The sequence below is a fragment of the Psychrobacillus sp. FSL K6-1267 genome (assembly GCF_038003265.1).
In the GTDB taxonomy this organism is placed as follows: Bacteria; Bacillota; Bacilli; order Bacillales_A; family Planococcaceae; genus Psychrobacillus; species Psychrobacillus faecigallinarum.
Genome location: NZ_JBBOOR010000001.1, coordinates 2,897,561 through 2,912,078, shown reverse-complemented (window position 1 = coordinate 2,912,078; position 14,518 = coordinate 2,897,561). Strand labels below are relative to the sequence as shown.

The following is a 14,518-nucleotide window of genomic DNA, read 5'->3' as shown; positions in this document are numbered from 1 at the left end:
ATGATTATCACATTATCTACACCAAAAAAATTAGGTGAAAAAATTGTAAAGAAAATAGATTTAAAGCTTGAAGATTTAACTGGAAAAGAAATTTTAAAAATTGATTCAGAACTTCGAATGGAAGGACACTCACAAGGGCTAAGAGATGTTTTTGATCAAAATGTGCTATTAAAAATAGCCTCAAAGTCTTCCGGTATTTTAACTGATGATTTGGAAAAATTAGCTGCACCAGATTTTTTAGAAGTAACATTTAGTGTAAGGAATTTTTTGCTGGGATGGTCGGCATCAACGGAGGAGCAAAAGAATTCCGAAGAATCCTAATTAAACTCGCTAATGCAAGTAACAGCGGTTTAGATTATTGGGAAGAAAAATCAATTCGTGAATTAGAAGCATGGAAAGATGCTTTTGCTGAGGAGGATGAAGATGGCTAGAAGATCCTTTGAAATGTCGTTTCAAATTGGAGGGCAATTGGCTCGGTCATTTACCTCCTCTTTTTCAAATGCTTCTAATCGATTGAGTGATTTAAATCAAGAAGCCCGGAGAACTCAACGTGAGTTAGACCGTTTAGGAAACGATTTCCGACAAGGAAGAATACATCAAACACAGTATGCAGAAGCAACTGAACGTTTGACAAGAGAAATGAGGCAACTTGAAGCTTCTCAACGTCGGGTGAGTGCTGTACAAGGGTCAATATCTAAAGGATTTGGGACTGCTAAAATGGTTGGAGGAATGGCAGCAGCGGCAGCAGCTACCTCTGCAGTAGCAGTTGGATTAAGTTCTTTAAATACAGCAGCTGATTTTGAATCCAAAATGTCTGCAGTTTCTGCAAAAACACAAGCGACAAATGCTGAGATGAAAGCTTTAAATCAAACCGCATTAGAACTTGGCGCAAAATCAAGTTTATCTGCCTCTGAAGTTGCGGTTGCGATGGACGAGTTGGCAGCCAAGGGTTTTGACGCAAACAAAATTATTGGCGCAATGCCCGGGATTATAGCAGCCGCAGAAGCTTCTGGAGAAGAATTGGCTCTCACTTCTGACACGGTTGCTACAGCAATAAATGTATGGAGCTTAGAGGCATCCCAAGCATCACGGGTCGCCGACATACTAGCAATGTCTGCCAATGTATCAGCTGCAGGTGTTGATGACTTAGCGCAAGTCTTTAAGTATGCAGGAGCACCTGCTGCAGCGTTAGGTTTATCACTTGAAGAAGTATCAGCCGCAGCTGGAATTATGACTGATGCGGGACTAGATGGTTCAAACGCAGGAACTGCCCTAAGAGCATCTTTATTAGCTCTAAACAACCCTGCAAAAGCACAAGAAAAAATGATGAAAAAGTTAGGTTTTTCAATAAAAGATACGGATGGGAATGCAAAGTCACTTTCTAACATGGTTAAAGATTTAGCAAAATCTACTGAACACATGACCGAAGCTGATAAAGTGGCTACAATCGGAAAATTAGTAGGGACAGAGGCTGTAAGTGGATTTTTGGCATTAATTAAGGCTGGTCCTGAAAAAATTGATAAAATGACGGAGTCTTTGGAGAGTTCTGGAGGAAGTGCAGCTAAGGCGGCGGCCATAATGAAAGACAATTATAGTGGTTCCTTAGAGCAATTAGGCGGTTCAATTGAATCAGCAAAAATTGCTTTTGCTACACCGATTTTACCAGTTTTTCAAGACCTTTTTCAAGGATTTGGAGACACTATAGATGGAAACATGGGGACCATAGAACGTGCTGGTGAAAAGGTGGCAGCAACCTTAAGAGACGTTCTAGATCCATTTTCTACAAAAGAACCTGTCAAGCCTGTTCTAATGGACGTTGGAAGTATAGAGAATTACAACGTGTTAATGGAAGATTATCGCCAAAATTTAGAGAAGTACAATAAATTTAGCGGTATGGACTTCGGAGACAAGTTTGTTTTTATGTTAGATACTGCTGCAGCTAAAATGGAAAGTTGGTTGTCTGGTTCTGGTGGAGAAAGCATGGAAAAGATATTTACAAAGCTTGGAGAGATAGCGGCTAATGCTTGGTATGATGCTTTTACTATGTCAGTAAAATCAGCTGGTAGTAATTTAATGGAAGGTAATGTAATGCCTGCTCTAGGTATGGGTGCAGCCGCGTGGATGTTGGGCGGGGGCGCTATGGTTAAAGGAGCAATTGGGTTAGGGAAATGGGGTTATGGTAAAGCAATTAAGGGAAGATCTGGTTCTTCCGCAGGAGGTAACAGAAACACCACGCAAAATGCAACTTCAGCAACGAGCTCAGCTGGACCCATTACAACCACTAATACTAATTCTACCAATACAGCTAGAGGAAACGCAGCATCTAGACTTGCTCAAAATGGTAGAGGTGCAACAGCAGCAACTACCGCTGCAACTACTGCAGCCGCAAAACCTAGTGTATTTAAATCAATATTAGGAAAAACAGGTAGTATTCTAAAGCCTCTAGGAAAAGTAGCTGGAAAAGCTGCCTTACCTTTAACACTTGCTACAAGCGTAATGGCAGTAGCCTCTTCTAAGGACAAGAAAAAGTCAGCGGTTTCTGAAGGAACAGGAATTGCAGGAGGAGTTGGTGGAGCAAAATTAGGGGCTGCCATCGGTACAATGATCGCCCCGGGTATAGGAACCGCAGTAGGTGGTGTTTTAGGAGGAATTGTTGGTTATGTAGGAGGAAAATGGGCAGGAGGAAAGGCAGTAGATAAGGGTAGAGAGCTGTCAAACTCTGCTAGCAATAGTTCAAACCCTAGTGCAACTAAATCTGCTGTTTCCACAGGGACAGTTTCAAGTTCTAGTGCCGTAGCTTTAGATCAAACAACTACCAATCTAAAAAATTCCATCGAATTAACTACAAATAACTTTAAGGTCCTAACTATGCACACAGGAGAAGCTAGCGGAACTATGGTAGGTTCCTTTTTAGGAATTAAGTCTAGTGCGGACAAAGTGAGAGGAAATTTAGACCTTTTGACTATGTACGCAGGTGAAGCAAGTGGATGGTTAGTGTCTTTAAATGGTATTCAAGCAGCAGGTCAAGGGGTTATTAACTCGTTAAATAATTTGAAATCCCGAATAGATAATGTTCAATTACCGGGAGTATCAGACAAGAGGGTGAGCTTCAATGGATGAGTATACTTCTACTCAGGGAGACACTTGGGATTACATTGCTTATAAGACTTTGGGGAGCGAGTATTTGCTCCCTCTTTTGTTGGAAGCCAATCAAAAATATAGACATATTGTGATATTTCCAGGAAACATTACTCTGAAAGTACCTAATGTAGAAATCGACGATATTTCAGATAGACCAGAGTGGTTAGGTGAGGATGAAGATTTATGACTAATAGTCGACATACCTATTTAGATATTTCTTATAACAATTATAAAATCATAGAAGACTTAAAACCCCATTTAATTGACTGGAGATATACCGATAATTTAAGCGGTGAAATAGATGACTTACAAATCACCTTTGAGGACATAGAACATAAATGGTTAAGTGATTGGTTTCCTTCTAAAGGTTCAATTCTAAATGGAGTTATCATTAAAAAAAATTGGAATGAAATTATTAGAAGAACGAAGATAGGAAAATTTGAAGTCGATGAAATTGAAGCAAGCGGACCACCATCATCTATTAGCATCAGAGCCTTAGCTACTCCGGAAAATAATTCTATCAGGGGAGAGTTTAAATCAAGGGCTTGGGAAAAGGCTACTTTAAAATTAGTAGCTGGAGATATCGCAAAAGCAAACAAATTAAAGCTATATTACAAAGCCAGTAATAATCCCAAAAAAGATAGGTATGAACAGGAGAGCGAAACAGACTTAGCTTTTTTGTATCGACTTTGCAAAGATGAAGGACTATGTTTAAAACTTTCTAATAGCTCTATTGTGATATTAGATGAAGCAGAATACGAAAGAAATTCAACGGTGGCCACTATTAATAGGCAGAGTAAAGTTGATGATGATATCCAAGTTCAAAGTTGGAAAGCGAAAACTACACTAACCGGGACATACAAATCTTGCCGTGTACAATATCAAGATTCAAGTAAGAAGAAAACAATAAAAGCAACATTCACGCCACCAAAACCACCTAAAGTCGGTCGGACACTTGTAGTTAAAGAACAAATCAAATCGGTTGCAGAAGGACAAAGGCTAGCAAAGAATAAATTAAGGGAAGCAAATAAAGAAGCAACAAAGGTAGATCTAGTGGTTCTCTCGGAGAAACATTTAGATGCCGGGATGACGGTTAATTTAAAAGGATTTGGAAAATTTGATGGTAAATATATCATCACGCAAGTGGTACATTCTCAATCCCTTATACCGTTATCCTTACGTAAATGTTTGGAGGGATATTAATGTTTGAAAAAACTGGAGAAGTAGTTACAATCAATCCTTCTAAGTGTTCGGCGAGGGTAAAATTTGATGATCAAGATGATAGTATTTCAGCTGAATTACAAGTTGTCACAAAAGGTTCTATAAAAAACAAAGATTATTGGATGCCTAAAATAGGTGAACAGGTTTATTGTTCTTTCACACAAGAAAAAAAGGGCTTTATCGTGGGTTCAATCTATTCAGATTTGGACGAACCGCCAGTTATAAAGGATTCTATTCGTGCTCTCCACTTTGAAGATGGAACTAAACTAGAATACAATACTGAAGACAAAACCCTATCCATAGATTGTGTTGGTCCCATTACTATTAAATCTATAGGAAACGTCAATGTAATAGGTGATGTTATAGCGGATGGTATTTCACTTAAGAATCATACTCATACAGGTACTACACCGCCAGTCGGAGGTAGTTCATAATGGCTAAAATTGGAAGTCTTGGTGGTATTGTTTTTGAAGTATCTAGTAAGAAAAATTACACCTTTAAAGATTTTTCTCGAAGTGGCTCTGCTAGGTGGAATGAACATGAAATAATTGCCTCAAAACCTATTAGTGAATTTCTAGGGGCAGATTTAGAGGAAATAACTTTCACCATTATTTTGAAAGCTGAATTTGGAGTTAATCCACTTAAGCAATTGGAGATAATGCGTAAAATAAGAGATACAGGTAAAACGGCACCATTTGTATTAGGAGGTAAACCTCTTTCTATTAATCATTGGTCCATTCGTCAAATAAGTGAAACGCACAAAACCGTTGATAACAAAGGGAATGTCCTTAATGTTGAAGCAACGCTCACATTAAAAGAATATGTAATAAGAAAAAAGAAAAATAGTAGTAAACCTAAACCAGTAGTTAAAGGAACCACAACAACTACTAAGTCAAAAAATTAGGGGAAATGACGATAACTGTAAAATCTGTTCACATTAGAAGTGGTCCAAGTGCAAGCGCTAAAGTATTAGGGTATGCATTTAAAGGACAGAAATTGGATGTAAAATCTTTAAAAAATGGATGGTATTCGTTAGGGCAAGGAAAGTACATTACTGCTAATTCGGCCTATTCATCATTGAAGAAAGGGTGAAGTGAATGATATATGAAGTTAAGCCTTTAAAATCGACAACTCAAATAGATTTCGGAGCAACAGGAGTTAAAGAGGTTTTACAAAACGTCTCATTTATTCTTTCTACGATGATTTATAGTTGTCCATTAGACAGGGCATTCGGATGGTTACCTGATTTAGACTCTCCTATTGTAGCTTCAAAAGCTACAAATGCATCTAGAATAATGGAAGCCATACAAATAAATGAGCCAAGAGCAGTCGTACAAGAAATAAATTTTGAAGGGAATGGCTTAGAAGGAATTTTAAAGCCTACTGTGAAGGTGATTTTAAATGAATAGATTTAATTTACCGGATATTAATTTCTTTGAAAAGTCCCCGGAAGATATTGAAAGAAATTTATTGTTTAACATAGAAAAAGAGACTGGATTAACCTTGTCAAACGCTGATCCAAGAAGAAAGTTCATACAAGGGATTACAGCCTATATTACTCAAGAACGCAACAATTTAGATTATGCACTAAAACAGACTTTATTGACGTACGCAGAAGATGAATTCTTAGATCACAAAGGTGAAGGCTTCAACACACCAAGAATTAAAGAAAAAGCATCAGTTACTACTATGGAATTCAATCTTGAAGAAGGGCGTGTGGACGTATTGGTTATACCAAGCGGAACACGTTTTTTAGTGGGAGAAGATGTATTCTTTGCCACTGAAAAAATTACCGTAGTACCTGTAGGACAACATCGTGTTGAAATCTTCACGATTTGTACAGAAACAGGCGAAATCGGTAATGGTTACTTACCAGGTGAGATAACTAACTTAGTTGATCCTATCCCATGGGTAAAAAGTGTGAAGAATTTAACTACTACAAGTGGTGGTGCTGAATTAGAGGAAAACGATTCTTATGCTGCAAGAATACGCTTAGTTCCTGAGTCGTACTCAACGGCAGGGCCTGATGGAGCTTATGAATATTGGGCAAAAACAACAAGTCAACAAATAGCTGACGTAAAGGCTTTGTCCCCATCGCCTGGTGTAATAAAGATATTAGTGCTTTTAAAAAATGGTGAAATGCCTTCACAAGAACTCTTAAACGAAGTATTGGCCGTTTGCTCAGATAAAAAAGTAAGACCGCTAACTGACAAAGTAACAGCAACTGGACCAGAAATTGTTACTTATGATGTAAGTGTCCAATATTGGGTGTTAGAATCCAACGCAGCATTATTGAATAGTATCCAAGCTGCGGTAACGAATGCTTTTCAAGAATTTTTGAAATGGCAACGTGAAAAAATGGGCCGTGATGTTGATTTATCGGAATTAATTGTAAGACTGAAGGCTGCAGGCGCTCATCGAGTTGCAGTCAACTCTCCTATGTACCTAAAGATAAGTTCCGAACAGGTTGCTCAAGATAACTTAGCCGACTTGGACTTTGGAGGTTTAACAGATGAGTAAAATAACGGACTACAATATAGCTAAAATGATACCTCACAGTTTACAAAAAGATTCTTTTGTCGTTGCTTTGTGCAATGCAGTAGAAAGAGAATTAAAAGAGGCTTACAACGAGGCAAGGGTATTATTCAATCTAAGTGATATAGACCATCTTCCAGAAGGAATTCTGGACTTTTTAGCTTACGATCAACACATCGACTTTTATGAAGTTACTCTTCCTATTGAACAAAAAAGAGAGTTATTGAAAAATAGTATTCCTTGGCATCGAAAAAAAGGCACACCATCGGCTGTAGAAGGTCTTATATCTACCTTATTTGATCAAGGTAGAGTAGAAGAATGGTTTGAGTATGGAGGGGACCCTTACTATTTTCGTATTATTACGACCAACAAAACGGTGACAAATGAGAAAGCAACCGAATTTATCAAAGCATTAGATAGTGTAAAAAATAAAAGAAGTTGGTTAGAAGCTGTAATACTTGAAAGTGCCGAATCAATGAATTTAATAGTAGGAGCCTTTGTTCACGAAGGTGATTATTCAATAGCAAGGCAGGTGTATTAATTGAGTACTTTTGGTGGGTTAATGTTTACAAATAAAGGCCGTAATTTACAAGCAAAGGCACAAACAGGTGTTCAACTAAAATTCACCAAAATTGCTTTAGGTGATGGGACACTAGGCAGTAGTGCAATTGCAGATTTAACTAACTTAAAAAATATAGTAGTAAACCTTCCTATTGAACGTTTGAGGACTTTAAGTGGTGGACGTGCAGAAGTAGCTGGAATATTGTCTAATCAATCTTTAACATCAGGATTTTATTATCGGGAGCTAGGATTATTTGCATTAGATCCTCAAGAAGGAGAAATTCTTTATTGTTATGGCAATGCAGGTAATTTAGCAGAGTATATACCAGCAAGTGGAGGTCCAGATGTAGTTGAAAAACAAATCGTTATACAAACGGTTGTTGGTAACGCAGCAAACATTACTGCAGTAATAGATACTTCTCTAGTTTACGCCACTGTTAGTGATATGCATTTGGCTATTGAACAGAACTTATTAGCTAGTAAAAATTATACCGATAATGAAATAAATATAATTGATCAACAAATAGCAGAGTTAGAGAATCAGCTTGGAGCATTGACAAATTTAGAAACTGAGCAAAAGGCTAATTTGGTTGCTGCAATCAATGAATTGAAAGGAAGTATTGCGACCCATTTGGTCGATAAGACCGATCCACATAATTCAAAACAACAAGCAATCGATTGGGCAAAAGGATTTGGTTTAGGCTCTGAAGCTAAAGTCATTTCTGATCTAAACACAATTAATGCTGAAACAGGTTTTTATCTAAGCAAAACAAATGCTTTGAATACACCTACGGGGGTAGGAATTCCAGGAACAGTTTTACAAATTGCCAGAAATAGCGATAGCGTTTCTCAACTATTCGTAGATATTAATAACTCCAAATTATACTCAAGGACTAGAAACGGGAGTTCCTGGGGGACATGGAAACTTGTCATAGACGAATCGATGAAAAATATTCCTGGAGGTATCGTAGGTCTGGATAATAAAGGGCAGATACCTTCGAACACAATACCATCTGACAATGAATTTAAAATACGTTCATTGGGACTTTTTTAGAAAGGAGTATACAATATGTTAACAACCAGAACACGCAAGTACAATGTTATCGACGGAACTATAAACTCCTCTATGCCTGAAACAAACATCATAAGTATTACTGGAAAAGGAATGTTAAAAACAGTAAGGGATATGACACAGAGTGGAAATAGAGCTCAGTATGATTTAACCTTTCGCGTATACATTGACGGTAATCTAATATCGACTGAGAGTAATATACAATTATTAAATAGATACGGTATCGCAGTAACTTCACAGGTTTATTCAACTTCGTATAACTTGCCGTTTGAACAAGAATTCAGAATAACATTGGAGATAAAACCTAGTACACAAACCCCCCCACTGCAAGGATTCAGGATAGACCTGGATATGCTATTTATTATGGAATCGTAAAGGAGGATAAAAATGTACTATATTATTTATAACAAACAGGATAACAACATAGCTGTCATCACATCACTACCTGAAGAAAGCATTTCAACGTACTTTACTAATTTTGTGAAAGGGATAGGCGGCAATGAAAGTTCTTACGGAACTATTCAAACTAACGATTCTAGAATATTCTCTCACAAGATTACAGTGGATAAAGGGTCAATATTTATAGGAGAGATAGATACACCTAATGTTCCTATGATTCCTTCCGAAGCGGATGAACTACGAGAAAAAAATATGGCACTACAAATAGCGCTAGCCGAGACAGTAGAAAAGCAGGAAATGGACAAGATAACTAACCAACTTGCAATAGCTGAGTTGGCAGAAAAGCAAGAACTAGATAAGTTAACGAGTCAATTGGCATTAGCAGAAATAATTGAAACATTAAATATAAAAGGAGTGTTGTAAAATGGTAACATTATATGCAGATTTAATTGAACTAGGACTAAGAGTTTTAGAGAATCCAAGTGAAGGTGAAATTGCGGTTCCAAATTTTTTAAGAGAAGGTGTTAGAACAGAATTAGTTAAACGTGGAGTCATAAACTCTGCATAAGATAGTCCTATTTTTAAAAATACGAATATTTAGAGGTGTTTCCTTCTTTCTTTCACATATAGTAATATGATATAAAGGGGGAAGTATCTATGAAAGTACTTGAAAAACATCCATTAACCAGTGATTTAAAGCCTTATTTCTCAAGTTTTGTAGAGAAATATTTAAGTGATTACTTTATAGAAACTGTTCAAATCATAGAAACTAAGAATGATATACAAGAACGAGCATTGTTCTTTTTCGTAAAGACAGTTAACACTTTAAATGGGATCAATGAGTTATTTAAAACAGGCAATATTGTTTCTGCAAGAATTTTGATGAGAAGTCTCTTCGAGATAGAGCTACAAACAAAAAAAATGAAAAATGATGGCAAGACTTTTTTGAGGTATTCAAAAGCATACGAACTATTCAAAAATATTGAAACCTGTAAAATTATGTTAGAAGAGACAGACAATAATGACGTAATTTCTTATTTCACTGAAGAAGAGTTGAAAAATAAAATTGCTCATGCAGAAACTAAAATTAAAGACTTAGGTTTTTTACCAACAGGGAACAAGAGTAATGGTAAACCTCATGTTCTTAAATACTTTGAAATAAAACAAATGGCAATTGACACTGATATGGAGTTTTTATACAAAACAAGTTATAAAAACTTATGTATGGACACTCATACGTCTTCTAATCATTTTTACAAATATTTTATTGCTGAAGAAGATAAGAAGCTCTTAAATCTTCATCCTTATCTCAACGAATTGGATCTTATGATTTGTACTGTAGTAATGTTTATAAGAGACATGATAGATGATTTCTGTGGGTTATTAGGGTTGGAGTCTAACAACCTTGCTAATAGGCAACTCCAAAAATTACATTTATTAGCATTTAATCTCTTGCCGAAATTAGTTGTTCAAGGAAAATTAAAAAAATATAACAAGTTCATATAAATGAAATTATTTATAATATAATGCGTCGAAAAGAAAAATAATTATTTAACTGAGAATGTCCAATGGGCGTTCTTTTTATTTTTTTTAAAAGGGGTGAGATGATGCCGGAAGGAGGCAACAACTCGATGTTCGAAACAGTAAAACAACAAGGGGAGGACATAGAAAAATTAAAGGAAGCTCAAAAAGGTTTAGCTAAGGGACAAATTGCTTTGATGGAATGGAAAAAAGACATGGATAAATGGAGACATGAATCAGATACCAATTATCATGATCTTAAAACGACCATTCTTACAGAAAACAAGGAAACTAGATCCTTCTTCCAGTCTATTATGGACAAGCAGTGGGATTTGATTAAGTCAACCACAGGTATGCAGCATGAACTAAAAAAGGCAGATACAGATATTAAAAAAGTAGATTCAGAAATAAAAAGAGACAATTGGGCAAAAGCATGGGATTTCATGAAAACACTATTTGCTGCTGGAGGCATTGTCTACTTAATATTCGAAGCGTTTATTTTAAAATAAGAGGAGGAATTCATAATGAAAATCAACTGGAAAGTACGTTTTAAGAACCCTATCTTTATTTTTCAATTAATTGGAGCTATTTTGTCTCCAGCATTAGTTTATGCAGGTCTTAGCTTTACAGACCTTACTACATGGAATACACTAGGCGACCTATTCGTACAAGCCTACGGGAATCCTATCCTCTTAGTTGCTATGCTGTATGCAGGTTATAATGCTATTACAGACCCAACAACTAAAGGACATTTTGATTCGACACAAGCAATGAATTATGAAAAACCAAAGGAGGGCGGCAAATGGTAAAAATACTAGATATCCGCCAAAAAGTCGCTCCGTCCAAAACTAGAAGAAATCTCAATCAAATAAAAAAAGTAGCACGTCATCATTCAGCAACAACGAGTGGTGACTATTTTGCTTTTTGGAATAACCGTTGGAAGGGGCTAGGATGGACCAAGGGAGGCTATCATGAAATTATTTTGCGAGATGGTGCTGTTCAACTTTGCTACGATCCATATTTCCCTACTAATGGAATAGGTAATCACAATACTGAAACTTATCATATCTGTGTAGTTGGTAATGGTAGTTTCACTGAGGCACAAGAAAAAGCATTTGAAGAGCGTTGTTTATTGGCTCTACAAAATTTTGGATTAAGTGTAGAAAATGTGCTTGGTCATAATGAATTTAGCGGTACTGCAACGTCATGTCCTGGGATTAATATGAACAATGTGAGAAAACGACTTAAAGAACTGCAAACACCTGACAAGGCAGTAGTTGGTGGTGTCACAAATACGGATAAAATCATGTGGGGTAAGACAGAACTCAAAAAAGGCCAAATAGGTAAGCTGACTATCGTAAAACCTATTAACCTTTGGAAAGACTCTGCCCATACCTCTAATAAGTTAGAAGAGGTTCGTGTATTGAATCCAGGCGAAGAATATCGTGTGTATGGTTACCGCGAAGAACATGATGGGCAATACAATGTAGGTGGAGGTATGTGGGTAACAAAAATGCTTGAGCATATTAAGTATGAAACACCCTCAAAATCAATGTTAGAACAATTAAAAAATAAGTAGAAATTAGCCCTGCTCACTTAATTGTGGGTGGGGCTTTTTTTATTAAAATAATATGAAAAAACCTTTAAATTCTCTTATAAATCTATTTACTTTTTTGAATAGGTATGTTATTATTAATATATAGAAAGGAGGTGAACAAGAGTGGATGTTGATAAGGTTTTAGCTACAATCGCAATTGTCGCAACAATCTTCAAAGCCTTTACGTCAGGCTTAAAAGACTTACACGACATAAAGCGAGGACAAAAAAAGAAGCGACGAACTCCGGCAAAGAAGAAACGTCGCAACTAGAACGAGGGGAAGTAATTCCCCTTCTCTTAAATTGTAGCACATCCACTTATAAATTATGAAGAAAATGCTTAAAAGATTTGGGTATACAAATATTGCTTTGTTGATATTTGGAGCATTGATAATTGGTATATATGTTGATTTTGACAATCTAAAGACATTCGATTATTTATTAATGAGTCTTTTCGGTATAACGATTTTTATTCACATAATAAGGCTAGTAATGATTGCAATGTCTAAAGATGGGAGGTAAATGTAATGAAATATCAATTCGCGTCAACAGAGGATTTATTGCAATTTTTAAGAGAAGAAATAATTTCTGCAGCGGAGGCAGCGGAGATACTAGAAGTTTCCAAAGCTAGAATAGGCCAGCTTGTAAGTGATGGTAAACTCAATACAGTTAAAGAACAGCCTAAAATGTTTTTAAGAAGCATAGTCCTTGAGAAAAAAGAAGAACTTGAAATGTTAAGAACTAAATATCGTCCCTACGATAAATAGTCTAAAATATAAAACGACTTACTCTAAAATGGGTAAGTCGTTTTTTTAATCCCTAAAATTTCTAGTTGCAAATAAAAACGTATGTTCGTATAATTAATAAAAAGGAGGGAACGAATGTGCGTATTTTAATTTTAAAATCATTGAAAACCAATCAAGTATCTGAAATGATTTACATGAAAAATAACGGTGAAATCAGTAAAAGACGAGTAAAGGTATTAAGTGTTACAAAGGATTCTTTTAAGGCTTATTGTTTCTTAAGAGGTACTAAGAGGGTTTTTAGAATAGAAAACGTACTTGCATTTGTACCCATAATCCATAAAGAAAGAACGGTGATTTAATGAAAAAGAGGCAACAAGACATATATAATTTTATTAGAGTTTATTTGGCTGAAAATCAATACTCACCCTCTTTAAGAGAAATAGCTAACGCTGTAGGCTTAAGCTCTCCTTCAACAGTACATAAACATTTGAATACTTTGAGAAGTAAAGGATACATTAGTTATATTGATTCTCATCCCAGAACTATACAAATTACTTGAGAAGGGAAGTTTAACATATGGGTTTTCATGATGCCTTTTTCGAGGAAATAAAGAAATCTAAGTATCCACTTGATCCACGCAGAAATATTAAATGGGGCACATCGATGATGTTAACGGAACATGTAGGTATGCTTCGTGAATATTACGAGGAAGTGAAGAAAGAGCCTAAACCCGAGTTAACCGAGTATGACTATGTACTTTTATCAGAGTCAATCGAGCTCGCTTTTTCCTCCTATGCAGATACTAAAATTAAACGTTGGAAAGATGGCCAGTTTATATATAACAGAGGTACCATTGAGGAAGTGGATTTAAAACGCAGGGAGATTCAACTGCAGGACCCTTTTTATTTATTAGCAATAAAAATGGATGATATAGTAGATGTAACTATCATGGACTGAGGAGTAGTTTTATGAGTAAGACAGATGAGCAATTAAAAATTGAGCAAACAGTAAATGAGCTATATGATAAGTATCCGAAAGACACGGTTAATGCATTTTTAGAGTGGATTAGCGAAATGACAGCTGAAGAATTTGAGGCAACAGTAAAATTATGCGAATTAATAGAGAGTGTTGAAGCCGATAAACAGAAAGAAACCACCGACCACTGATGGAAGGTGGTTATTTTATTTAGACAGCTTTACCAACCTCTCTTAAAATGTCTAAGAATAAAGGAGAGAGTTGAATCAACACGTAACCCAATCCGGCATTCATAATCATACCCCAAGCTTTCTCGCTGTTTCCAAACATGAAGAAGAAACATGCTCCTACCATAATGACACTAGCGACTGGAAAGCTTATTGATACTAATATTTGAATGACAGGATCCATGATGTTAGCAAATGTTTCTAATGATTTTTCAGCAATATAACCAGTGGGAATCATTTCGGGAGTGGATATAGGTGTTGGAGTGATTAGTGGAGTTTGTGCTAGTACGTTGACTGGTTCAATTTTTGGCGTGGATACTGGTATAACAGTGGATGAATAATGTGCTGGTGTGCTTACCAGTCGTGTTACCGCCAATCCAGTGGCTACACTAATCGGAACGACTGCAGCGGCTATTAACGTTTTATTGGTCGCATACCTGCTATCTTCCATTAGATCACTGAAATCTGTGTAATCACTCTCAGGAACAACCTCTATTTTGGACTTCATTTTAAACATACTTTTTC

The 14,518-nt window shown here is 36.2% G+C and carries 25 protein-coding genes; 24 read left to right on the top strand and 1 reads right to left on the bottom strand.

The window, feature by feature from the left end:
* From MHB55_RS14950 to MHB55_RS14840, 24 genes are all read left to right on the top strand, one after another.
* Entirely contained in the window at positions 1-321 is a 321-nt protein-coding gene (locus MHB55_RS14950) for a hypothetical protein (protein WP_340863517.1), read from the top strand.
* A gap of 102 nt (positions 322-423) precedes the next feature.
* Positions 424-3,120, top strand: a complete 2,697-nt coding sequence (locus tag MHB55_RS14945; protein WP_340863516.1) for a phage tail tape measure protein — start codon at positions 424-426, stop codon at positions 3,118-3,120.
* The gene (locus MHB55_RS14940) at positions 3,113-3,328 is read left to right on the top strand and encodes a phage tail protein (protein WP_340863515.1); all 216 of its coding nucleotides are present in this window, start codon (positions 3,113-3,115) and stop codon (positions 3,326-3,328) included. The genes MHB55_RS14945 and MHB55_RS14940 overlap by 8 nt, the downstream gene beginning before the upstream one ends.
* Positions 3,325-4,344 carry a phage late control D family protein gene (locus MHB55_RS14935; RefSeq protein ID WP_340863514.1) on the top strand — a complete coding sequence of 340 codons (1,020 nt, stop codon included), beginning with the start codon at positions 3,325-3,327 and terminating at the stop codon, positions 4,342-4,344. Before MHB55_RS14940 ends, MHB55_RS14935 begins: the two co-directional genes overlap by 4 nt.
* A complete protein-coding gene (locus MHB55_RS14930) occupies positions 4,344-4,796 on the top strand; it encodes a phage baseplate assembly protein V (RefSeq protein ID WP_340863513.1) in 453 nt (150 codons plus the stop codon). The genes MHB55_RS14935 and MHB55_RS14930 overlap by 1 nt, the downstream gene beginning before the upstream one ends.
* Positions 4,796-5,266, top strand: coding sequence for a phage tail protein (locus tag MHB55_RS14925; RefSeq protein ID WP_340863512.1), 471 nt, complete (start codon positions 4,796-4,798; stop codon positions 5,264-5,266). Before MHB55_RS14930 ends, MHB55_RS14925 begins: the two co-directional genes overlap by 1 nt.
* 5 nt (positions 5,267-5,271) lie before the next feature.
* Complete coding sequence (locus MHB55_RS14920; RefSeq protein ID WP_340863511.1) at positions 5,272-5,454, top strand: SH3 domain-containing protein; 183 nt, start codon at positions 5,272-5,274, stop codon at positions 5,452-5,454.
* Between the two features lie 5 nt (positions 5,455-5,459).
* Positions 5,460-5,771 carry a hypothetical protein gene (locus MHB55_RS14915; RefSeq protein ID WP_340863510.1) on the top strand — a complete coding sequence of 104 codons (312 nt, stop codon included), beginning with the start codon at positions 5,460-5,462 and terminating at the stop codon, positions 5,769-5,771.
* The gene (locus tag MHB55_RS14910) at positions 5,764-6,882 is read left to right on the top strand and encodes a baseplate assembly protein (protein WP_340863509.1); all 1,119 of its coding nucleotides are present in this window, start codon (positions 5,764-5,766) and stop codon (positions 6,880-6,882) included. The genes MHB55_RS14915 and MHB55_RS14910 overlap by 8 nt, the downstream gene beginning before the upstream one ends.
* Positions 6,875-7,438, top strand: coding sequence for a phage tail protein I (locus MHB55_RS14905; RefSeq protein ID WP_340863508.1), 564 nt, complete (start codon positions 6,875-6,877; stop codon positions 7,436-7,438). Before MHB55_RS14910 ends, MHB55_RS14905 begins: the two co-directional genes overlap by 8 nt.
* The gene (locus MHB55_RS14900; protein WP_340863507.1) at positions 7,439-8,512 is read left to right on the top strand and encodes a phage tail-collar fiber domain-containing protein; all 1,074 of its coding nucleotides are present in this window, start codon (positions 7,439-7,441) and stop codon (positions 8,510-8,512) included. It begins immediately after the preceding gene.
* 15 nt (positions 8,513-8,527) lie between these two features.
* Positions 8,528-8,905 carry a hypothetical protein gene (locus MHB55_RS14895; RefSeq protein WP_340863506.1) on the top strand — a complete coding sequence of 126 codons (378 nt, stop codon included), beginning with the start codon at positions 8,528-8,530 and terminating at the stop codon, positions 8,903-8,905.
* A gap of 12 nt (positions 8,906-8,917) precedes the next feature.
* Complete coding sequence (locus MHB55_RS14890) at positions 8,918-9,352, top strand: hypothetical protein (RefSeq protein WP_340863505.1); 435 nt, start codon at positions 8,918-8,920, stop codon at positions 9,350-9,352.
* Position 9,353: 1 nt separating this feature from the next.
* Positions 9,354-9,497: a CD1375 family protein gene (locus MHB55_RS14885; protein ID WP_340863504.1), complete on the top strand. Its 144-nt coding sequence runs from the start codon at positions 9,354-9,356 to the stop codon at positions 9,495-9,497.
* Positions 9,498-9,586: 89 nt separating this feature from the next.
* Complete coding sequence (locus MHB55_RS14880; protein WP_340863503.1) at positions 9,587-10,435, top strand: DUF5677 domain-containing protein; 849 nt, start codon at positions 9,587-9,589, stop codon at positions 10,433-10,435.
* Positions 10,436-10,560: 125 nt separating this feature from the next.
* Positions 10,561-10,959, top strand: coding sequence for a hypothetical protein (locus tag MHB55_RS14875; RefSeq protein WP_340863502.1), 399 nt, complete (start codon positions 10,561-10,563; stop codon positions 10,957-10,959).
* 15 nt (positions 10,960-10,974) lie between these two features.
* Positions 10,975-11,259, top strand: coding sequence for a phage holin (locus MHB55_RS14870; RefSeq protein ID WP_340863501.1), 285 nt, complete (start codon positions 10,975-10,977; stop codon positions 11,257-11,259).
* On the top strand, positions 11,253-12,029 hold the full coding sequence (locus MHB55_RS14865) for a peptidoglycan recognition protein family protein (RefSeq protein ID WP_340863500.1): 777 nt from the start codon (positions 11,253-11,255) through the stop codon (positions 12,027-12,029). Before MHB55_RS14870 ends, MHB55_RS14865 begins: the two co-directional genes overlap by 7 nt.
* Positions 12,030-12,170: 141 nt before the next feature.
* Positions 12,171-12,317 carry a hypothetical protein gene (locus tag MHB55_RS14860; protein WP_340863499.1) on the top strand — a complete coding sequence of 49 codons (147 nt, stop codon included), beginning with the start codon at positions 12,171-12,173 and terminating at the stop codon, positions 12,315-12,317.
* 255 nt (positions 12,318-12,572) lie between these two features.
* Entirely contained in the window at positions 12,573-12,812 is a 240-nt protein-coding gene (locus MHB55_RS14855) for a DNA-binding protein (RefSeq protein WP_340863498.1), read from the top strand.
* Between the two features lie 116 nt (positions 12,813-12,928).
* Positions 12,929-13,150 carry a transcriptional regulator gene (locus MHB55_RS14850; protein ID WP_340863497.1) on the top strand — a complete coding sequence of 74 codons (222 nt, stop codon included), beginning with the start codon at positions 12,929-12,931 and terminating at the stop codon, positions 13,148-13,150.
* The gene (locus MHB55_RS22300; RefSeq protein WP_445678237.1) at positions 13,150-13,350 is read left to right on the top strand and encodes a LexA family protein; all 201 of its coding nucleotides are present in this window, start codon (positions 13,150-13,152) and stop codon (positions 13,348-13,350) included. Before MHB55_RS14850 ends, MHB55_RS22300 begins: the two co-directional genes overlap by 1 nt.
* Before the next feature lie 17 nt (positions 13,351-13,367).
* Entirely contained in the window at positions 13,368-13,748 is a 381-nt protein-coding gene (locus tag MHB55_RS14845) for a YolD-like family protein (protein WP_340863496.1), read from the top strand.
* Between the two features lie 11 nt (positions 13,749-13,759).
* Entirely contained in the window at positions 13,760-13,957 is a 198-nt protein-coding gene (locus MHB55_RS14840; RefSeq protein ID WP_340863495.1) for a hypothetical protein, read from the top strand.
* Positions 13,958-13,976: 19 nt separating this feature from the next.
* Here MHB55_RS14840 and MHB55_RS14835 read toward each other — a convergent pair whose 3' ends face one another.
* Positions 13,977-14,510, bottom strand: a complete 534-nt coding sequence (locus tag MHB55_RS14835; RefSeq protein WP_340863494.1) for a hypothetical protein — start codon at positions 14,508-14,510, stop codon at positions 13,977-13,979.
* Positions 14,511-14,518 lie beyond the last annotated feature (8 nt).